The 17292-nt window shown below is 69.8% G+C and carries 23 protein-coding genes; 10 read left to right on the top strand and 13 right to left on the bottom strand.

Going from position 1 to position 17292, the window contains the following annotated elements:
• The 3 genes from ABWI04_RS08340 to ABWI04_RS08330 form a co-directional block, all read right to left on the bottom strand.
• The coding region (locus ABWI04_RS08340; RefSeq protein WP_353831961.1) for an alpha/beta hydrolase domain-containing protein at positions 1 to 1133 on the bottom strand (1133 nt) is incomplete at its 3' end.
• A 130-nt stretch (positions 1134 to 1263) separates the two neighbouring features.
• Entirely contained in the window at positions 1264 to 1437 is a 174-nt protein-coding gene (locus ABWI04_RS08335) for a hydrophobic protein (protein WP_089315210.1), read from the bottom strand.
• A 186-nt stretch (positions 1438 to 1623) separates the two neighbouring features.
• Positions 1624 to 2427: an aminotransferase class IV family protein gene (locus ABWI04_RS08330; protein WP_353831960.1), complete on the bottom strand. Its 804-nt coding sequence runs from the start codon at positions 2425 to 2427 to the stop codon at positions 1624 to 1626.
• A gap of 85 nt (positions 2428 to 2512) precedes the next feature.
• Here ABWI04_RS08330 and ABWI04_RS08325 point away from each other — a divergent pair, with 85 nt between their 5' ends.
• Positions 2513 to 2869 (top strand): MerR family transcriptional regulator, encoded by a 357-nt coding sequence (locus ABWI04_RS08325; RefSeq protein WP_345171234.1) that lies wholly within the window; start codon positions 2513 to 2515, stop codon positions 2867 to 2869.
• A 194-nt stretch (positions 2870 to 3063) separates the two neighbouring features.
• On the opposite strand, the gene ABWI04_RS08320 is transcribed toward ABWI04_RS08325, so the two are convergent.
• Entirely contained in the window at positions 3064 to 3984 is a 921-nt protein-coding gene (locus tag ABWI04_RS08320; protein ID WP_345171236.1) for a Rieske (2Fe-2S) protein, read from the bottom strand.
• 171 nt (positions 3985 to 4155) lie between these two features.
• Between ABWI04_RS08320 and ABWI04_RS08315 the strand changes: the two genes are divergently transcribed.
• The 3 genes from ABWI04_RS08315 to ABWI04_RS08305 all read left to right on the top strand — a co-directional run bounded on the left by ABWI04_RS08315 (position 4156) and on the right by ABWI04_RS08305 (position 5966).
• Complete coding sequence (locus ABWI04_RS08315; protein WP_353831959.1) at positions 4156 to 4653, top strand: GNAT family N-acetyltransferase; 498 nt, start codon at positions 4156 to 4158, stop codon at positions 4651 to 4653.
• Positions 4641 to 5213, top strand: a complete 573-nt coding sequence (locus ABWI04_RS08310) for a helix-turn-helix domain-containing protein (RefSeq protein WP_345171240.1) — start codon at positions 4641 to 4643, stop codon at positions 5211 to 5213. The genes ABWI04_RS08315 and ABWI04_RS08310 overlap by 13 nt, the downstream gene beginning before the upstream one ends.
• 201 nt (positions 5214 to 5414) lie before the next feature.
• Complete coding sequence (locus ABWI04_RS08305) at positions 5415 to 5966, top strand: hypothetical protein (RefSeq protein ID WP_345171242.1); 552 nt, start codon at positions 5415 to 5417, stop codon at positions 5964 to 5966.
• Between the two features lie 271 nt (positions 5967 to 6237).
• Here the strand turns inward: ABWI04_RS08305 and ABWI04_RS08300 are convergent, their stop codons facing one another.
• Positions 6238 to 6657 carry a helix-turn-helix domain-containing protein gene (locus ABWI04_RS08300; protein WP_345171244.1) on the bottom strand — a complete coding sequence of 140 codons (420 nt, stop codon included), beginning with the start codon at positions 6655 to 6657 and terminating at the stop codon, positions 6238 to 6240.
• Here ABWI04_RS08300 and ABWI04_RS08295 point away from each other — a divergent pair.
• Positions 6656 to 7345 carry a methyltransferase domain-containing protein gene (locus ABWI04_RS08295; RefSeq protein ID WP_353831958.1) on the top strand — a complete coding sequence of 230 codons (690 nt, stop codon included), beginning with the start codon at positions 6656 to 6658 and terminating at the stop codon, positions 7343 to 7345. The genes ABWI04_RS08300 and ABWI04_RS08295 overlap by 2 nt on opposite strands.
• A 299-nt stretch (positions 7346 to 7644) precedes the next feature.
• Complete coding sequence (locus tag ABWI04_RS08290) at positions 7645 to 7911, top strand: hypothetical protein (RefSeq protein WP_353831957.1); 267 nt, start codon at positions 7645 to 7647, stop codon at positions 7909 to 7911.
• 210 nt (positions 7912 to 8121) lie between these two features.
• Here ABWI04_RS08290 and ABWI04_RS08285 read toward each other — a convergent pair whose 3' ends face one another.
• Positions 8122 to 8715 carry a pyridoxamine 5'-phosphate oxidase family protein gene (locus ABWI04_RS08285; RefSeq protein ID WP_353831955.1) on the bottom strand — a complete coding sequence of 198 codons (594 nt, stop codon included), beginning with the start codon at positions 8713 to 8715 and terminating at the stop codon, positions 8122 to 8124.
• Positions 8716 to 9005: 290 nt separating this feature from the next.
• Here ABWI04_RS08285 and ABWI04_RS08280 point away from each other — a divergent pair, with 290 nt between their 5' ends.
• The gene (locus ABWI04_RS08280) at positions 9006 to 9923 is read left to right on the top strand and encodes a hypothetical protein (protein WP_345171252.1); all 918 of its coding nucleotides are present in this window, start codon (positions 9006 to 9008) and stop codon (positions 9921 to 9923) included.
• A 319-nt stretch (positions 9924 to 10242) separates the two neighbouring features.
• On the opposite strand, the gene ABWI04_RS08275 is transcribed toward ABWI04_RS08280, so the two are convergent.
• Entirely contained in the window at positions 10243 to 10386 is a 144-nt protein-coding gene (locus ABWI04_RS08275) for a hypothetical protein (protein WP_353831954.1), read from the bottom strand.
• Between the two features lie 335 nt (positions 10387 to 10721).
• On the opposite strand from ABWI04_RS08275, the gene ABWI04_RS08270 reads away from it, so the two are divergent.
• A complete protein-coding gene (locus tag ABWI04_RS08270; protein ID WP_353831953.1) occupies positions 10722 to 11432 on the top strand; it encodes a helix-turn-helix domain-containing protein in 711 nt (236 codons plus the stop codon).
• On the opposite strand, the gene ABWI04_RS08265 is transcribed toward ABWI04_RS08270, so the two are convergent.
• Together ABWI04_RS08265 and ABWI04_RS08260 are read right to left on the bottom strand one after the other, a co-directional pair.
• The gene (locus ABWI04_RS08265) at positions 11414 to 11992 is read right to left on the bottom strand and encodes a dihydrofolate reductase family protein (protein WP_345171258.1); all 579 of its coding nucleotides are present in this window, start codon (positions 11990 to 11992) and stop codon (positions 11414 to 11416) included. The genes ABWI04_RS08270 and ABWI04_RS08265 overlap by 19 nt on opposite strands.
• Positions 11993 to 12247: 255 nt before the next feature.
• Positions 12248 to 12718, bottom strand: a complete 471-nt coding sequence (locus tag ABWI04_RS08260) for a nuclear transport factor 2 family protein (RefSeq protein WP_353831952.1) — start codon at positions 12716 to 12718, stop codon at positions 12248 to 12250.
• 245 nt (positions 12719 to 12963) lie between these two features.
• On the opposite strand from ABWI04_RS08260, the gene ABWI04_RS08255 reads away from it, so the two are divergent.
• Positions 12964 to 13488, top strand: a complete 525-nt coding sequence (locus ABWI04_RS08255; RefSeq protein ID WP_353831951.1) for a hypothetical protein — start codon at positions 12964 to 12966, stop codon at positions 13486 to 13488.
• 39 nt (positions 13489 to 13527) lie between these two features.
• Here the strand turns inward: ABWI04_RS08255 and ABWI04_RS08250 are convergent, their stop codons facing one another.
• The 4 genes from ABWI04_RS08250 to ABWI04_RS08235 form a co-directional block, all read right to left on the bottom strand.
• Positions 13528 to 13980 carry a MerR family transcriptional regulator gene (locus ABWI04_RS08250; protein WP_353831950.1) on the bottom strand — a complete coding sequence of 151 codons (453 nt, stop codon included), beginning with the start codon at positions 13978 to 13980 and terminating at the stop codon, positions 13528 to 13530.
• Positions 13977 to 14330, bottom strand: coding sequence for a hypothetical protein (locus tag ABWI04_RS08245; protein ID WP_353831949.1), 354 nt, complete (start codon positions 14328 to 14330; stop codon positions 13977 to 13979). Before ABWI04_RS08245 ends, ABWI04_RS08250 begins: the two co-directional genes overlap by 4 nt.
• A 117-nt stretch (positions 14331 to 14447) precedes the next feature.
• A complete protein-coding gene (locus tag ABWI04_RS08240; protein WP_353831948.1) occupies positions 14448 to 15005 on the bottom strand; it encodes a dihydrofolate reductase family protein in 558 nt (185 codons plus the stop codon).
• 228 nt (positions 15006 to 15233) lie between these two features.
• A complete protein-coding gene (locus ABWI04_RS08235) occupies positions 15234 to 16016 on the bottom strand; it encodes an alpha/beta fold hydrolase (protein ID WP_353831947.1) in 783 nt (260 codons plus the stop codon).
• A 258-nt stretch (positions 16017 to 16274) separates the two neighbouring features.
• On the opposite strand from ABWI04_RS08235, the gene ABWI04_RS08230 reads away from it, so the two are divergent.
• On the top strand, positions 16275 to 17009 hold the full coding sequence (locus ABWI04_RS08230) for a class I SAM-dependent methyltransferase (protein ID WP_345171272.1): 735 nt from the start codon (positions 16275 to 16277) through the stop codon (positions 17007 to 17009).
• The last annotated feature ends 283 nt before the right edge of the window (positions 17010 to 17292 follow it).

The raw sequence follows: 17292 nt of genomic DNA, 5'->3' as shown, positions 1-17292 counted from the left end.
CCGGCGGCCGGCCGCGCCCCGCCGCGCGCCCACGCGGCCAGACCGCGCAGCGCCGCGTTCATCGAGTAGTGCCCGGGCCCGTCGTTGAACGGGGCCGATCCGGCGGCGCAGCCGGCGTCCGGCGCGGCCGACCCCGCCGACTTCTGCAGCGTCGGCTGACCCAGGTCGTAGGCCCACTGGTCGCCGTGCGAGGTGCCGGCCAGCTCCCAGTGCACGACCCGGTCGGTGTCCGGCTGCCGCGCGGCCGCCGCCAGCGGGACGTCGGTCTCGGTCAGGACCACGAACGTCGGAACGGTCAGGTCCGTCCGGATGCGGGACGGGTTCGGCATCCACAGGGTGTCGGACAGCTCGCCGCTGATCGGGGCCCCGACCGCGCCGTTGCTGTGGATCATGAAGCCGTCGTAGACCCGCGACACCGGCTGGACGGCGTTGGCGTAGGTGGTCATGAGCCCGGCGGACTGCGACTCCCCGTCCGCCAGCAGCGTCCGCACCGCCAGCCCGCCGAGCGGGTCGGGGCCGTCGGGGCTTCGCAGCGCCCGCCCCGCCTGGGAGAAGATGTCGTAGGAGAAGGCGTCCCCGGGGTGCACAAGGCTGCCGTAACGGGCCGGGTCCCACCCCTTGAGCCCGTGGATCTCTCCGAGCCCGCCGTTGACGCCGACCGCCTGGGCCGAGACGCCGACCCACGCGTATCCCTTGCGCAGCAGTTCGTCGCGCGCGAACCAGTAGTCCGGGGACAGGTCCATCTGGCCGCTGACGTTGAGCCACTCGACCACGACGGTCCCGTTGAACTTCGCCGGGTCGGAGGGGCGCCGGACCAGGAGCCTCGTCCGGTACGGGGCCTGCCCGGACGCCCGCACGTCCCACCGGCCGTTCGACGTCCACAGGCCGGACTTGGCGTACGAGGTGGCGGTGCCGGTGATGAAGTACTCGCTCTCGGTGTACCCGAACGACCCGAGATCCTCGGCCGCCGCCAGGAACGGGAAGCCGTGGGCGCCCGGCGGCGGGACGGTGACCACGGGCCCGGAGGACTCGGCCAGGGCGGGCGGCGAGGCGCACAGCAGGGCGGCGAGCAGCCCCGCTCCCGTCGCCGCGGCGGCGACCCGCCGCCAGGGAACCCGCAGGGAGAAACGCACGGTGACCTCCACGATGTCAGGGGGCCACAGTGTCCGCCGCCCGTCCCCTCCTCCACATCGCGCGAATCACCGGCCGCGGAAACGGCGCCGCCCCGTCCAGAGCCTGGACGGGGCGGCGCCGTTCACGGTGTTACCAGCGGTACCAGCGACCGCGCTTGCCGGACGGACCGGCGCTGCGGAGCACGAAGCCGAGCAGCCACAGGATCAGGACGATCGCGGCCACCACCCAGAGAATCTTGAGCGTGAAGCCGACGCCGAACAGGATCAGTGCCAGCAGGAGCACCAGGATCATCAGCCAAGGCATTGGGGGTCCTCCTCGGGTATCTGCCGTTGGTTCGTTCGGGCCGATTTGTCCCCGGCAAATGGAGCTTGATGCGCGACAAAGGTCTCATTTCGGACACGCAGCGAAATGGTCCTGGGCGCGACACCGTCACCACCGGTCCAAGGCCGCGGATCCGGACCTCACCGGACGCCTGGGCTGAAACCGCTCCTAGAAATCGGTGAGAGGTTCAGCCTGGTAGGCGCGGTGGAGCAGGTCCAGGAAGCGTGGGGCCGCGGGGACGCGGGTCACGCCGATCTGGTGGACCGCGACTCCCGGGGTCCAGGAGTTCATGACCACGGCCCCGGCCAGAGCCGGTACGTCGGCGGGGGTGACCTGCCGGACGCGCTGGGGGACGCCGAGGCGGTCCAGTTGCCGGCGGACGATGCCCATGGTGGTCCCGACCAGCATCTCGGCCTCCGGCCACACCACGCTGTCCCCGTCCCAGAAGGCCAGGTTCCAGATCGTCGCCTCGCTGAGGCGCCCCCGGCGGTCGACGAAGGCGGCGTCGTCGAAGCCGTCCTGGACGGCCCGGCGCATGAGGTGGGTCTTCGCCACCTCCCCGACGTGTTTCACGGCGGGCAGGTACCGGTCGTACTCGACCGTCGCCAGCGCCAGCGGCCCGTCCGGACCCGACGCGGGCGGCCCCGTCCGGACCAGGACGTCGGGCCCCACCGGCTCTCCGCCCCCGGTGAACTCTCCCGGGGACGAGTACATCGTGGCCGTCAGCGAGACGTCCGCGGGCCCCGCCTCCACCGCCGCACGCAGATGGGAGCGAACTCGCTCGTCCGGCATCGCTTCGCCGAACAGCTCCATCGAGGCGGACCGCAGCCGCTCCAGATGGAGGTCGAGCCCCCGGACCTTGCCGCCACGCACCTGCAGGGCGGTGAAGTGGGCGAAGCCGGCGAAGGCGAGCGGCGCGAGCTCGCCGGCGGTCGCCTCGCGGCCATTGCGTTGGACGACGAGCGTGGACATGGGCCTCTCCAGCCGTGCGGAATGATCGCCTGCAGGGCGACGTTAGGCACTCACACTGGTGAGAAGGTCAATCCAGGACGGTGACATGCTGATCGGGGAGTTGTCCCGGCGGACGGGGGTCAGCCCGCGGCTTCTGCGGTACTACGAGGAGCAGGGCCTGCTCCAGGCCGAGCGCGGCTCGAACGGCTACCGCCGCTACGGCGAGGACGCCGTGCTGACCGTGCGGAAGATCCGCGTGCTGCTGGACGCGGGCCTGTCCTCCGAGGTGATCCGGCAGGTGCTCCCCTGCACCCGCAGCGACCAGCCCGACTTCGACTGGTGCGAGGGCATCCGCGACGTGCTCGACCGCGAGATCGCGGCCCTGAACGCCCGCATCGAGAGCCTCCAGCGCAACCACCAAGCCCTCACCGGATTCCTCACCCCCCGCACACCGGCCGAGTAGCCGCCGCCCGGAGGCGAGCCCCTCGCCCGATGACTTCCGCCCCCAAGGACGGGCCAGACGTGGTGGTCGTGGACCCTGACGGCAACAGTCTCTCCCTGGCCGAGGCCCCCAGGAGTGATTGCGGCGTGGCGGGTCGTCTCTCCTCGTGCGGACGACCCGCCGCGTCGCTTCTCCGCCCACCGCGCTGGGGCGGGTTATGAGGCGGGGGTTCGCGTGGGGAGGTGGCGGGTCTTTCGGTGGTGGGCGCCCTCGCCGGCCATGTCGGACTGGCCGCCCGGCGGCGGGACGCGGACCTCGATGCGTCCGTTCTGGACGCGCGCCTCGTAGGACGGCTGCGGCGCGCTGGCCGGGCCGCGTTCGATGCCGCCGTCGGCGAGGCGGAACGTGCTGCCGTGCCACGGGCAGGTGACGCAGCCGTTCTCGATCGTCCCCTCGCCCAGCGGGCCGCCCAGGTGGCTGCAGGTGGCGGCGATGGCGTGCAGCTTCGTGGCCGTCCGGTAGAGCAGGACCCGGACGCCGTCCGCGTCGGCCGTGCGGTGCTCGCCCTCGGCCAGCTCGGATGCGGCCAGCACCGGAGTCCACTCTTCCGGGCCCTGCTGCCACGCGGTGCGGTTGACGTTGACGCCCCGGGTGAAGGTCAGGTGACCGCCGAGGTAGGCGCTGATCCCCATCGCCGCCATGCCGGCGAACCGCAGTGCCTTGGCCTTGCGGGAGCGCGCGCCGAGGGACGCCGCGTACAGCGCGAGCGCCACCGTGTTGGCGCCGGCGTGGACGAGCCCCACCCGCCGCTCCGCCCCCAGGGTGTCGGCCCAGTCGTTGAGCCCGCTCAGGGCGGTGGGCACGGCCGCGACCACGCCTGCCGCCGTCAGCAGGTCGGCGGCCGGTTCGGCGTCGGGTCCCCCGGCGACGTCCAGCAGCCCGGCCATGCTCCACGCGCCGATCACCACGTCCGTCAGCACCGGGTGCAGCGGGTGCCCCGTATTGGTCCCGCTGAGCAGGTTGCGGACGAGGCGCGGCTGGACCGCCCGCTGGACCACGGAACTGACCGGTTCGGCGACCTTGTCCAGCGCCTCCGCGTTCTCCAGTCGATGGACCGCCCTGTGCGGCATGCTCATAACGCCCTCCCCCAGGCACGACTACACGTTCGCTCCCTATCCCCCTAAGCACCTCTGAAACCGTCCACACCAGCCACGGGCGACGTCGCGGCCTCTGCCTTAACTCGTGGAGAGTGGACAGACGTCCACTATGATGGACGCGGGCGGATCGGGTGATGCGGAGGCTGGACGATGGTGCGCTTCGAGCTCGACGACCTGAGCCGGCCGGAGGTCCGCCGGCTGCTGGAGGAGCACCTGGCCGACATGCACGCGACGTCGCCGCCCGAATCGATCCACGCGCTGGACCTGGAGGAACTGCGCGACCCCGCGGTCGCGTTCTGGTCGGCTTGGGAGGGGCCGGAGCTGCGCGGATGCGGCGCGCTCAAAGACCTCGGCGGCGGCGACGCCGAGCTCAAGTCCATGCGCACCGCGGTGGCCGCGCGGGGGGCGGGCATCGGATCGGCCATCCTCCGGCACCTTCTGGCCGTCGCCGCCGAGCGCGGTCACCGGCGGGTCCTGCTGGAGACGGGAAGCCAGGATTTCTTCGCCCCGGCCCGGCGGCTCTACGCGCGGCACGGATTCACCCAGTGCGAGCCGTTCGCCGACTACGTGCACGACCCCAACAGCGTCTACATGGAGCTTCGCCTCGACGCCGGAGCCGGCCCGGAGGCGACGCCGTGTCCACTTTGATGGACGGTCCGAACGTCCTCGGACAGCGCATCAAGGCGGAGCGCGCACGGCGCGGCTGGTCGCTGGCCCGGCTCGCCGACGCCTCGGGGGTGTCCCGAGCGATGATCAGCAAGGTCGAGCGCGGTCAGAGCAGCCCGACCGCCGCCCTCCTCGGCAGGCTGTCCGCCGCCCTGGAACTGAGCATGACCGAGATGCTGTCACCGGCGGACGGCTCCACGCCCGGCCACGTGCGGCGCGCGGCCGACATCCCCGACTGGACCGACCCCGGGTCGGGTTACCTGCGACGGCAGATCTCGGGGCCGGGTTTCCCGGCCGACGTCACCGAGATCGTGCTGCCCGCGGGCGCCCGGGTGCCCATGCCGGCGGCGTCCTACGCCTTCATCGCCCAGCTCGTCTGGGTGCTGGCCGGCAGGCTGAGCCTCGTCGAGGAGGCGGCCACGCACGTCCTCACCGCGGGCGACACGTTCGAACTCGGCGAGCCCCAGGCACGCGCGTTCGTCAACGACGGCACCGGAGAGTGCCGTTACGTCGTGGTCGTGACCCGCAAGGCCACGGCCTGACTCCCGACGGAACGGCGCCGCGTCGCCCCCTGCCGCTGCTGGAGATCGGCGCGAAAAAAACTGCCGGGATTGTTCTGGTTCACCCCGGAACCAAACGGCCGTCGCAGACATCACATATGGCGAGAAAGGTGCAACGGCACCCGGCAGTCCCAGACTGCGGTACCTTGCACGCTCCCCCCATTCCCAAGCATGGAGGAATACATGCGGCGTGTCGCCATCGTGACCGTCCTCTCCGGCGCCCTGGCCGCCGGAGTCCTCGCCGCGGGTCCGGCCGCGCAGGCGGAGACCAAGCCCGCCGACAGGCTCGGTAAGGAGGTGACCACCACCAGCCAGGGGGCACTCTCCAAGAAGGACCTCATCTCCGAGGCCCAGACCTCCGGTCAGCCGCTGACCGCCAAGGAGAAGGCCTCGGTCCAGGCCGCCGAGTACTGCCGCTACTACCAGCGCACCCGTGGCCGGAAGGCCTCCAACGGCAAGTGGATCATCGCGGTGACCAACCGCCTCACCTGGTGCTACAACGGCTACACGGTCACCCGTTACCGCGCCAACTTCAAGGCCTACACCTACAACAAGTACAAGTGGGTGTGGAAGGGCTGGGTCCTGAAGAAGGTCACCCACCCCAGCAACTGGGCCTACGCGACGTCCTACGCCCAGGGCGCGTTCCGTTACACGGGCAACGGCTACACCTACAAGCCGTACGTCATCATCCGCGGCTACAAGAACGGCGCCTACAAGTACAAGTACGGCGGCTGATCCTGCCACGCAGGACCTCACCATGAGCCGCCGCTCCGTTCGCCGGCAGTGGGCGACCACTGCCCCGGGGCCGGCCCGGGCGACCGAGCCGGCGCCATGGTGAGGAACGCCGATCACGCGGGCTGATTCACAGGCCGAACACGGCCCGCACCAGGTGATCACCGGAAGCTCCTGGCGGCCGGGGTGTGCGCACACCCGGGCCGCCAGGAGCTTCCTGCTTTCCGCCGTGCGAACGGCGCCGCGGGTCATCCGCTCGGACGCCGGTGACCCACTAAGCCGGCGCGTTCGACGACCGCAGTCGATCAGCCAGGAGTCCCTGGAAACGCGGGCACGTCATGATGTCGTCATGCGGGCACTCACCCTCGATCATGTCGAGTGCGGCCTGCGCCCGGGCGATCCGGACCAGCAGCCTCTCGCGGTGCCGGACCGTCACCTCGTGGCGCTCCGACGTGGACCGGGCGGCCAGCATCGCCCGGATGTCCGCGAGTTCGAATCCCGCCTCCTTCGAGATCAGGATCGCCGCCACCCGGTGCACGTCGGCGTCGGTGTAACGGCGACGGTCCCCTGCGCGGGCCGGCGCCAGCAGACCTTCGGCCTCCCAGTACCGCAGCACGTGCGTCGGCAGCCCGAACTGCGCCGCCACCTCGCCGATTGACTTCATGTCGACATTAAGTCGCACACTGGCGGCCATGTCCAAGCTGCTCACCGTCCTTGACGCCTTCGACGATCTTCCCCAGGCTCGTGACCTGCGAGAACTCACCTACGATGGGCTGGGCGCCACCGTGGTCGACGTCGGCTGCGGCAGTGGCCGCGCCGTCGGGGAACTGGCCGCCCGCGGGGCGCGGGCCATCGGCGTCGACCTGGACCCCGCCATGGTCGAGGTCGCCGCCGAACGGTGGCCCGGGAGCGAGTTCCACGTCGCCGACGCCACCGCGCTGCCTCTGGACGACGGCTCCGTCACCGGCTACCGCACCGACAAGGTCCTGCACGTCCTCGCCGAGCCCGAGCAGGCCGTCGCCGAGGCCCGCCGGGTGCTGGCCCCCGGCGGCCGCGCGGTGCTCGTCGGCCAGGACTGGGACACGTTCGTCATCGACTCCGACGACCCCGAGCTCACCCGCTCACTCGTCCACGCCCGCGCCGACGCCATGCCGAACCCGCGGGTCGCCCGCCGCTACCGGAACCTCCTGCTCGACCACGGGTTCACCGACGTCACCGTCGCCGTCCACACGATCGTGTGGACGGACGCCTCGTGCCTGCCGGCGCTCGCCGGCATCGGAGGGGAAGGCACCTGGTTCGACGCCCAGGTCGCCAGGGCACGCGACGACCGCCTGTTCGTCGCCATCCCGCTCTTCGTCGCCTCGGGAACCCGCGCCGCCTGATCTCCGGCTCACCACGACCCGTCGCCGCAGTGGCCGACGCGCCTGCAAGGCGCGTGGTCCAGCGCCGCTAGTTCTTTCACAGTTCTCGAAATCGACCAGGTGGTGCCCGGCCGGCCGGAGCGAGGGCGCCCCGCAGCCCCTGGCCCGACGGCGCGCGGCCACCGGCGACTTCACCTCCGGTTTGGTCGTCACAGTTGCCGTCACCGCCGAAAACCTGACGGTCTTCCCCAACGCACGTCCTAGGGGCGTGCGTCAAGGAAGACGCCTTCGAGGCGTAACTGCAACCGAAAGAGTCCGCCATGAACGTTGCACTCATCGTCCTTGTCCTGCTGGGCTTCCTGGCAGGCGACGGCGTGAAGAAGAACGAGAAGGGCAAGAGGAACACGCGGGCCATCGCCCCGGCCGTCGCGGCCACCGCGATCTTCTGGGTCACGGGGATCCCCTTCGTCCCGCTCGTGCTCGCCGCCCTTGCGGGAGGTGCGGCAGGTCGGATCGTGAAGAAGGACGGGTGGGTCATCCTCCTGTCCATCGGCGCGGTCATCGTCGCTCTCTCGCTGGTCTCCTGACCAGCGGGAGGACCTCTGAGGACCAGTAGTCCCATGGTCCATTCCGGTCCGTGATCACCGCGGACCGGGCGTACCGGGTGTCCCGGCGGAGAGGCTTCGCGCCTCCTGCCGGGACATTTCGTCGTTGAGCCCGGCCACCACGCTCAGCGCGGGCGTGCGCCGGGGTGTTCGGTGTACATCGCGATCGCCGGGAGACCGTCCGGCTCCGTCCTACTCGACCGAGGGAAGCGGTGGCAGCGGCAGGGGCAGCCCTGGCAGCCCGTCGATGCTGGCCGCGATGTGCGCCTTCTTCTGGAAGTAAGCGTCGAGCGACTCGTCGGTCTCGCGCGCGAAACGCGATGCGTGCAGCGGGCGGTCCTGTTCGTAGGTCATGAACGGGACGCCGTATCCGCAGGTATCACGGATCTTCTCGGCGGTCACGACGATGATCGCTCGCAGGCCGTGCAGGGTCGGGTCGATGTCGGGGAAGTGGCCCATCAGCTCGGCCCAGCGCGCGTCGTCACGGAAGACCGGCTCCCCGCGGCCGTGCACGCGCACGATGTTGGGCGGGCCGTCGAAGGCGCACCACATCAGGGTGATGCGGCCGTTCTCGCGCAGATGGGCGATGGTCTCGGCGTTGCTGCCGGCGAAATCGAGGTAGGCCACGGTGAGTTCGTCGAGCACGGCGAACGAGCCGTCGAGCCCCTTGGGCGAAAGGTTGACGGTGCCGTCGCCGGCCAGCGGCGCCGTCGCGGTGAAGAAGATGTGCTGCGACTCGATGAAGGTGCGCAGCCTGCCGTCTATCCGCTCATAACTCTTTCCCATGGATCGAGTATGACCGCACGGTGATCCTCCCCCTTGCCCGGCGTCCGTCCCTGTCACGAGGGGACGGGGCAGCGAGGGCGCGCGTTCAGAAGTCCTCCCGGCGAACATTGCTGATCTTGGTCTGCCGGGGACTGTAGGGAGAAAGTGGCCCAAGCGGCCATGGACTCTCGACCAGGAAGTCCATGGCCTCGCTCGGCCATGGACTGTCCCGGCTAGGCCAGGACCAGGAGAATCAAATGAGAAGGACCAAATTGCCCACCCTTGCGGGCCCCCGGAAGGGTGCTTTCCTGATGGTGGGCTCGGTCGTAATCGTCGGGGTGGGCTTCGTGTTCACCCGGGTGCTGTCGGCCCCTCTCCAGGGGACGATGGGGATGACCGTCTTCGGCGGCGGCATCCTCGTCGCCATCGCGCTCGCGCGAGACGGCGTCCAGGGGCTGGACCCGCGCAGGCTGACTCCGCGTCAGCGGAGGGGCATGCTCCAGCACGCGCTGACCAGCTCGCTGATGAAGATCGGCGGGCCCATCGCGTTCGCCCACATCGGTGCGGGCCCCTACGCCAGCATCACCGCCCTGGGGAGCCTCCTCGCGGGGCTTCCCAAGACCACGTGGACGGGCCGGGCCCTTCGTGTCCCGATCTTCCTCGCCGTACTGATCTCGACCGGCGCCCTGATCGGCGTACAGAGCGTCAGCTATCTGGGGATCGGTGCCGCACTCGCCGCGGCGACGCATCCCTTCAACCTGCCGAGCCAGGCCAAACTGCTCGGCGACAAGCGCGACCAGGGTGTCGCACAGGCCAACGTCATCTGCATGCTGGTCGTCATCCCGGTGTGCTTCCCGTTGGCCGAGTACCTCGGGACTCCGGTCGGGACCTGGACATGGGGTCCCACCGAACTCGTCGCGATGCTGGGCGCGGGGCTGTTCGCAACGGCTCTCGCCGCCGTCATGCAGACGCGGGCAGGCATCTACCTGACCCGTGGCGGCATGGGGGTCTGGGCCGCGACGGCCCCGGCTCTCCAGCCGATGGTGGCCGTGGCCCTGGCGCCCGTCCTCCTCAGTCTGTTCGGCGTCGCGACGGTGATCCCGGATGCCATCCAGTGGGCGGCCTTCGGAATCGTCACCTCCACGTCCGCCATCACTGCACGGCTGGACGCGGAGGCGGCCGAGGCCGAGGCCGCACAGAAGGCGAAGGCACCGACAAGGCAGGAGTGATCCTGCCCTACCTGTTCTGGTGGCGCCACGACGACTCCGTCGTCGCGCCACCCGGATGACCGCAACACGAGAGCCCGGTCCCGCCGGGCTCTCACGTTTTCGCCCCGGACCTGAAGGCCGACGCGCGATCCCGTCCACGACTTCCCGGCCGCGGGAGCCCACGCGTTCAGGTACGTAGCGGGCATGACGGGCAGCGAACGAAAGAACCCCGCCCGCAAGAGCAGTGCGCCTGCTCAGGCGGGACGGGGCTCTGGTCAGTGTCGACGAGCGGCCCCCCTTGGGGGAGGGCCGCCGACTTTACGGCCGAGAAGACCGCGACTCAGTTCTCCGGAAGGATGGCCTCGGAAGCCTCGATGGCCGCCGCCTCGGAGCCCTCTGGCGATGCCAGGACCTCCCGGTAAATCCGGTCACTCTCGTCGAGGCGCGCCAGTCGCGCCTGCTGCACTTCCTCACTTTCGGACATACGCCCTCCTGGTTTGCGAATAAACCTGCGCGTTCGTGCTACAGGTCGCAGGAGACCGTCCGCGCTTGCTCGATCTCCGCACCCCTGCGGCGTGGTCCATTGCTTCGCGAAAGCGTGCAGATGACCTCGGACGCGCTTGGAGAGCCTGTCGCAGGGGGCCCAAGCGAGCAGCCCCAGAACGGGCACGGCGTGAGGGGAAGAATTCGGGCACGTAGCGGGGCCCGGTGGGCGAGGAACGAGAGCGGCCAGCGTCAGCGATTCGTCGCTGACGCCGGCCGTTGTCGTGGGGAGCGGGTGGCGGAGATCGAACTGCCGACGCGACGTATGCTGCGCCCGTGAAGCTGCGCTTTGAGACGCGCCGGTCCGACTCGCCGTGGATCGACACCGTCTGGACCTGCGTGAACGAGCAGGTCCAGACGATGACGTCAGTCGCGGGGGTGCGCTGGGGCCTGGTGTTCTGGGAGCAGGACGGCCGGGCGTACACGGCGATCACCGGTCCCGGGACCCGGACCGGCACGGCGCCCGTGCCAGAAGGCGCGGCCTTCACTGGCATCGAGTTCGCCGTGGGCACCTCGTTGCGGGCCGTCCCCACGTCGACGCTGGTCAACGGCGGCATCGAGCTCCCCGACACCACGCGCCGGACGTTCCGGCTGGACGGCGGGCGCTGGGAGACGCCCGGACCCGACGACGCCGAGAACCTCGTCGGACGTCTCGTCCGGGCCGGGGTCGTGGTCCGTGACCCGCTCGTCGCCGAGGTGCTGCGGGGCCACCGCCCGGCCGTCTCGGGGCGAACGGTCGAACGCCGGTTCCGCGCCGTGACCGGGCTGACGCGGGGCGGCGTCCGGCAGATCGAACGGGCCCGCAGGGCGGCGGAGCTGCTGGCGCTCGGCGAACCGGTCGCCGACGTCGTCACCAAGCTCGGCTACTTCGACGAGTCGCACCTGGCCCGGGCGCTGCGCTCCTACGTCGGACGCACCGCCGGGCAGCTGCGCAAGGGCGCCGGCGGCGCGATCGCCCTCGACCTGGATCAGCGCTTGACGTCGTAGACGAGCTTCAGGATCCCGTTCGAGTAGCTCTCCGACTCCCGCAGCACCAGCATCTGCTTGTCGCGGTCGGCCCGGCCGAACAGGCTCTTCCCGGCACCGAGCAGCACGGGGAAGACGAGCAGGTTGTACTGGTCGACCAGGCCCGCGTCCGACAGCCGCCGGGCCAGCTCCGCGCTCCCGTGGATGAAGATCGCGCCCCCTTCGCCCTCCTTGAGCGCGGCGACGTCCTCGGTCGAGCGCAGGATCGTCGTCGGGCCCCACCCGTCGACGAGGGCGTCATCGGACAGCGTGGTCGACACCACGTACTTGGGCAGTTCCTTGTAGTCGGCGTGGTCCTCCGAGCCGGGCCAGACCTGCGCGAACGCCTCGTAGCTGCGGCGGCCGAACATCAGCGCCGTCGTGTCGGCGAGCTCCTCGCCCTTCAACGACCAGGCTTCCGGGACGAACTCGAGGTCCTTGAACACCCATCCGCCGCTGCGGTGCTCCTCCCCCGGCCCGCCGCCAGGCGAGTCCACGACGCCGTCGAGCGACATGAAACCGGTGTAGACCAGGTCACGCATTGTGTTGTCTCCTCATGTTCGGATGAGTCGCTGGGGCCACGCTAGTTCGTGACCGCGGCGGCCGTCTTGGACGGAAACGACAGCGGTCTCACCTTGGGGAACAGTGTGACGCCCCAGCCCCTCCGCGAAGGTCCTGGGCGCGACGGCCACTCCAGGCTCTCTGCCCGTATGAGTCCGGCGGCCCGGCGGCGAGGCGTGTGTCCGGCGCCGCTCGCCCTGCGAATGATCAAGCCGCGAGTTCGGGGATCACGTCCCTCACTCCGGCGTTCCGTGGTGCTCCCTGACGGCGGCGAGGACATCACCCAACTGACCACGTGCTCGGGCAGAACGCAGGTGGTCCAGGTAATCACGGGATTCGATGATCCTTCCGTCGCGGACCCGCATGACGAAGACCGCCGGAATGATGAACGGCTGACCGGTCTCCACCACAGTGCCCTCGTACCGGAACTCGGCCACGATGACCTCGGGATCTGCGGTCTCGTGAACATTGATTCCGGCCGGACGACGGCGAAGCGCATGCCCTTTGTAGGTGCCAGGTGGCACGCCGATCCCAAAGTGCGCACGCAACTCTTCAGGCGATCGCAGCGGGGGCGCCGCGAGCGGATGGAAAGGGTGCTCTACATGAGTCTGCTCGGCGTAGAGCTCGATCACGTCCTCCCAGCGTTCTTCGCAGACGCCGTGCACCAGCCTCAGAAAGACCTCGCGCGGAGTCAGGGGGTCGGGCATGAGACTTCTCCCATCAGAGATCGCCTTCGTCGACCGCCCGCACGTCCACCGGTGGACGTCTGTGGACAGGGGTCTCAATGTAGTTCGCTGAGGAATTATTCGTCAAGGAACTACCCGTGCCCGCTCCTTCGGCGGCCCGGCTGCCTCCACCTCAGGCGCGCGGCCCCGAGCAATCGAACCCGCGCCGGCGGCGTAGGAAGTGCACACTCCGCACTACCGCAGCCGGGAATTGATATTGTCAAACGGTGTCATCATTCAGCGGCTGGGCCGTTATCGACCTGAAGGACGGGCGGGACTCCGAGGAATTCGCGCTAGCGCTCGCGGCCGCCCACCAGTCGGCCGTCGACGTCGCCACTCAAGGGTCGAGGGTTTTCGTTTTCTCCGACTTCGGCGTGACATTGTCGTCGGTGGTGGGAGACCTGCTGCCGGAGTGGGGTGTCCGGGCGATCGCGGCCTCCGATTTCGACGAACACGGCGTGATCAACGAGGTTCTCGGCCCCGACGGCGCGGCCGTGCACGTCGCCTCGATCGATGAGGAGGGCGATGGCCTCCCGGACAACGACACGGCGGAGAGCCGACGGGCTGCGGCCGCGCTGTTCGGCGCGGAGCCGTCCGCCCTCGACGAGGTGTCGGAGACCTGGAGCGACGAGGGCGCTCAACCGTCGGTGCTGGGCGTGCCTTATTTGAAATGGTGGACGGCCCTCGGCGCCCCCTGGCCGCACCCGTTCGAGTCGACCACGATCGACCCCCGGACGGCGTCCAGCTCCTGAACTGCGCCACCACTCAGGCGGCTGTCCTGAACTCGGACTTCACGGGCGATCCCCTTCGGGGCCGGGCCGGACGAGTTCCGCGAACGGCAACGGGCAGCATGGCTGGTCGGCGCACGTCATCAGGTCGTCGCACCCAGCATTGATCGCTTCGTGCAGAGCCGAACGGATGACCTCAAGGTCGGCCATACGCTCCTCGACCTCGATCACCTTGAGCCGCGCCCTCTCCCTCAAGCCGCCGTCGCGTCGCCCGTGCCGGTGCTGGGCCGCCTCCAACAATTCGGCGACCTCGTCCAGGCTGAATCCGAGCCGTTGCGCAGTCTTGATCACCCGCAGGACCGTGACCGCCTCGGCGGGATAGAGCCGATGCCCGCCCAAGGTCCGCTCGGGCTCGGCCAGCAGGCCGCGCCGCTCGTAGTAGCGCAGGGTCTGCAGGTTCACCCCGGCCGCCTCGGCGACCTGGCCGGATCGCAGTCCCTCGTACTGACCGCTCATCCGGTCCAGCCCACTGCCACGACTTCGGGCGGGGCGGTGCGCTCGGCCAAGGCCTGCATCCCGTCCAGCGTCGGCCCCGCCTCCGGCGGCGCGGTCACCTCCACCCTCAGACCAGCTCCAGTGCGCTCGAACGCGAACCCCAGGAACGCACAGCACTGCTGTTCGGCCTCGAACACTTCGCGGAGTTGCGCCTCGCGCGCCTGGTCGGCGTCGAACATCAGGCACAACCGCAGCGGCTCACGTTCCACACCGGTCAGTGACTCGGCGAACAGCGACTCGAACTCTGCCAGCCGATCCACCATCTTGTTCGGCGACAGTGTGCACACGATCGGCACTTCAGAATCGAGCATCCCAGCTCCCTCATCACGGTGATTGCTGCCCCGGCGGGGGCCACACCTCGACGGTAAGCCTGTATCCAGGTACAGGATGCAACCCCTATGAGGTGACTGAGCGTCGCCTGCTGGGCCCTACTTGTCGGCTGCCGCGTACACCAGTTCGAGGGTGCCGGACGGGAAGGCCGTGCTCTTCAGCAGGCGCAGGTTCGCGGGCCGCTCCAGCTCGGGGAACAGCGGAGCGCCCTTGCCGGTGGCGGCGGGCAGCACCCACAGCCGGTACTCGTCGACCACGCCGAGTTTGATCAGGGAGTGCAGGAACGCGGTGCCGCCGGCGGCGACGAGATCCTTGCCGGGCTCGGCCTTGAGCTTGGCGATCTCTTCCGCCGTGTCACCGCCGGCGATCCGGGTCTCGGGCCAGTCGTCGGCCGACTCCAGGGTGCGGGAGAACACGACCTTGGGAATCTCGTTCATGGCCTGGGCGGAGGGATGGTCGGAGCCGGGCCAGTATCCGGCCATGATCTCGTAGGTGGTGCGGCCCATGAGGAAGGCCCCGGCCTCCCACAGCCGGCTGACGAAGTACTTCTCCTGCTCGGGATCGTCGATGCTCGTCATGACGTCCCTGATCCCGTTGTCCCCGTCAGCGCTCTTGCCGTCGAGTGAGACGTAGAAAGACAGAATCAACTTGCGCATCCGGTGCCTCCATGTGCTTCTTCCGCGCCGGGACGTTCTCAGCGTCCACCGCTCGGGTCGCTCGTGCTCAGTGGCCGACCGTTCACACACTCAGACCGCCGGTCCCACCAGAACTCATCGCGCTCCGGGCATGGAAACCTCTCACACTTTCGTCCACGGCGACGACGGAGGAGTTTCCGCAGGTGAAGAGGGTGGCGTTGTGAGGCTCCGCAGGCAACAACCGTCCTCTTACCCCGGCCCGCACCGCCAAAGGTCGCGCAGTGCGTCGTTGACCGTGCTGGGCTGTTGTACCTGCGGGTAATAGCCGGGCACCTTCAGGTACCGGGCGCCGATCCGGTCGGAGATGAACTCCGCGGCGGCGATCAGCGGCTCGCCCGCATACCGGCGGTAGAGCTCGGGGGCGTCCTCCCACGTACCCGAGATCACCAGCTTGGGCCACGGCGCGGCGGCGAGCCGGTCCAGCGGGATGTCGGCGTCCCAGCAAGGCCGCTCGCGCATCGCGGCGCGCACCGCCCGCAGGCGTTCCGGCGTGGCCTCCGGCACGAGCATCCCGATGCCCTCGGTGGCCGCCCGCAGGTACTCCTCCGGGGTCATCTCCGGTGGCAGCCCCGCAGTGCTGGCGCGAGCGCGTTCCAGTGCCTCGTCCACCACCGGATGCCCGGCCGCGGGACGCAGGGTGCCGGGTTGGATCAACGTCAGCGACCGCACCAGGTCAGGGCGGCGCGCGGCGGCCAGCATCGCACCCGCACCGCCATAGGAATGGGCCACCAGATGGGCCCCGTCCCCGAGCAGGGCGGTGATGTCGTCCGCGTCCACCTCATAGTCGCTGCCCTCGATGTCCGGGCTCGCCCCGTGACCGCGCCGATCCATCATGACCAGCCGGAACTCATCCTCCAGCGGCCGCTGATTGCCGAAGCCGTACACCTCGTCGGCGCCCCAACTGAAGATCCCGTGAACGAAGACCGCTGAGACCGCACCATCTCCCCACACCGTCGCCTGCACGTCCGCCACGAATACCCCTCCCCGCCAGACCATACGCCGCCATTTATCTAACCGTTTAAGTCCCACGAGACGGCCAGGCCCCGGGGGCGTGACAGAGAGCTTCACGCAGGCATGACCTCAGCCTGCGGGGGCTAGGGAGCCCGGCTTCGCGCACGATTGGTTGCCGCAACGGTGGTTGGGCGCACCGTGAGTGCTGAGAAATAACGGCGGTGGGCCAGTGTTTTGTAGCCACCCCCCGAGCGGCCGGTTCGTGGCAAAGTGGCGGGTATGCCTGGCGCGCGGTACGGGATGGATGCGCCCTACGGATTCGGCTTCGTGGGCTTGGTGGTGTTGGGGTTCTGGGTGACCGGGCTGGTGATGGCGGTCACCGCCGATCTGGCCGCCGCGCTGCCCGCGCTGGTCTCCGGCACGCTGCTGGCGGGGTGCCTGGCCCTGAGCCTGCACGCCACCCTGCGCGGCAAGTTCCTGGTCTGGCGGGACGTGCTGGACGAGCTGGACCTGCGTGGCGACGAACGGCTGCTCGACCTCGGCTGCGGACGCGGCGCCGTCCTGTTGGCCGCAGCCCGGCGCCTCCCGCAAGGCCGGGCGGTCGGCGTGGACCTGTGGCGCGGACTGCACCAGTCCGGCAACACCCCGGCGGCGACCCTGCGCAACGCCCAGGCCGAGGGGGTCGCCGACCGCGTCCATGTGCAAGGGGGTGACCTGCGCAAACTCCCGTACGCGGAGGGAAGCTTCGACCTGGTCGTGTCCAGCCTGACGGTGCACACCATCTTCAGCGCGGACGCCCGCGCCCAAGCGATCACCGAGGCGTACCGGGTGCTACGGCCGGGCGGCCGCCTGCTGATCGCCGACCTGGCGCGGACCCCCCGCGAGTACGCCGCGGTGCTGGCCCGGCTGAACGCCCAGGACATCCGCGTGCGCGGCCTCGGCTGGCGCGTGTGGTGGGGCAGTCCGTGGGTCCCGACCCGCCTACTCACCGCCCGCAAACCAGCCACCCCCTGAACGCAGGTCATCCTCCGCCTCGGCGGCAGGACCACCATCACCGTCATCGCGGTGTCCACGTTGGGGAGCTCGGAAATCGAACCCGCGCTGTCAGCTTGGGAAGCATGGCGCACCCGGTCGGCACCCTCACTGACCACCCCTAATGGCACGGCACCCGTGCCGGGCCTGGGTTGTAGACGTCCTCGACGGCACATGCAGCACGTGTGCGCGACGCTCCGGGGTGCTTATTTGCGCGAACGGCGAACAAGGTGCGACAGACCGTTCGGGCGGATGAGCGCTCGGG

The sequence above is a fragment of the Actinomadura sp. NPDC000929 genome (assembly GCF_040492065.1).
Classification (GTDB): Bacteria; Actinomycetota; Actinomycetes; order Streptosporangiales; family Streptosporangiaceae; genus Spirillospora; species Spirillospora verrucosospora.
Note: the sequence above shows the minus strand (reverse complement) of the source record. Positions and strands in the feature narration are given on the sequence as shown.

What these genes read in the sequence shown, in the direction of transcription:
- ABWI04_RS08335 (WP_089315210.1), bottom strand. Translation starts at nt 1,437, where the DNA reads ATGCCTTGGCTGATGATCCTGGTGCTCCTGCTGGCACTGATCCTGTTC.
- ABWI04_RS08330 (WP_353831960.1), bottom strand. Translation starts at nt 2,427, where the DNA reads ATGTCCACGCTCGTCGTCCAACGCAATGGCCGCGAGGCGACCGCCGGC.
- ABWI04_RS08325 (WP_345171234.1), top strand. Translation starts at nt 2,513, where the DNA reads ATGCTGATCGGGGAGTTGTCCCGGCGGACGGGGGTCAGCCCGCGGCTT.
- ABWI04_RS08320 (WP_345171236.1), bottom strand. Translation starts at nt 3,984, where the DNA reads ATGAGCATGCCGCACAGGGCGGTCCATCGACTGGAGAACGCGGAGGCG.
- ABWI04_RS08315 (WP_353831959.1), top strand. Translation starts at nt 4,156, where the DNA reads ATGGTGCGCTTCGAGCTCGACGACCTGAGCCGGCCGGAGGTCCGCCGG.
- ABWI04_RS08305 (WP_345171242.1), top strand. Translation starts at nt 5,415, where the DNA reads ATGCGGCGTGTCGCCATCGTGACCGTCCTCTCCGGCGCCCTGGCCGCC.
- ABWI04_RS08295 (WP_353831958.1), top strand. Translation starts at nt 6,656, where the DNA reads ATGTCCAAGCTGCTCACCGTCCTTGACGCCTTCGACGATCTTCCCCAG.
- ABWI04_RS08300 (WP_345171244.1), bottom strand. Translation starts at nt 6,657, where the DNA reads ATGGCCGCCAGTGTGCGACTTAATGTCGACATGAAGTCAATCGGCGAG.
- ABWI04_RS08290 (WP_353831957.1), top strand. Translation starts at nt 7,645, where the DNA reads ATGAACGTTGCACTCATCGTCCTTGTCCTGCTGGGCTTCCTGGCAGGC.
- ABWI04_RS08285 (WP_353831955.1), bottom strand. Translation starts at nt 8,715, where the DNA reads ATGGGAAAGAGTTATGAGCGGATAGACGGCAGGCTGCGCACCTTCATC.
- ABWI04_RS08280 (WP_345171252.1), top strand. Translation starts at nt 9,006, where the DNA reads ATGGTGGGCTCGGTCGTAATCGTCGGGGTGGGCTTCGTGTTCACCCGG.
- ABWI04_RS08275 (WP_353831954.1), bottom strand. Translation starts at nt 10,386, where the DNA reads ATGTCCGAAAGTGAGGAAGTGCAGCAGGCGCGACTGGCGCGCCTCGAC.
- ABWI04_RS08265 (WP_345171258.1), bottom strand. Translation starts at nt 11,992, where the DNA reads ATGCGTGACCTGGTCTACACCGGTTTCATGTCGCTCGACGGCGTCGTG.
- ABWI04_RS08260 (WP_353831952.1), bottom strand. Translation starts at nt 12,718, where the DNA reads ATGCCCGACCCCCTGACTCCGCGCGAGGTCTTTCTGAGGCTGGTGCAC.
- ABWI04_RS08250 (WP_353831950.1), bottom strand. Translation starts at nt 13,980, where the DNA reads ATGAGCGGTCAGTACGAGGGACTGCGATCCGGCCAGGTCGCCGAGGCG.
- ABWI04_RS08245 (WP_353831949.1), bottom strand. Translation starts at nt 14,330, where the DNA reads ATGCTCGATTCTGAAGTGCCGATCGTGTGCACACTGTCGCCGAACAAG.
- ABWI04_RS08240 (WP_353831948.1), bottom strand. Translation starts at nt 15,005, where the DNA reads ATGCGCAAGTTGATTCTGTCTTTCTACGTCTCACTCGACGGCAAGAGC.
- ABWI04_RS08230 (WP_345171272.1), top strand. Translation starts at nt 16,275, where the DNA reads ATGCCTGGCGCGCGGTACGGGATGGATGCGCCCTACGGATTCGGCTTC.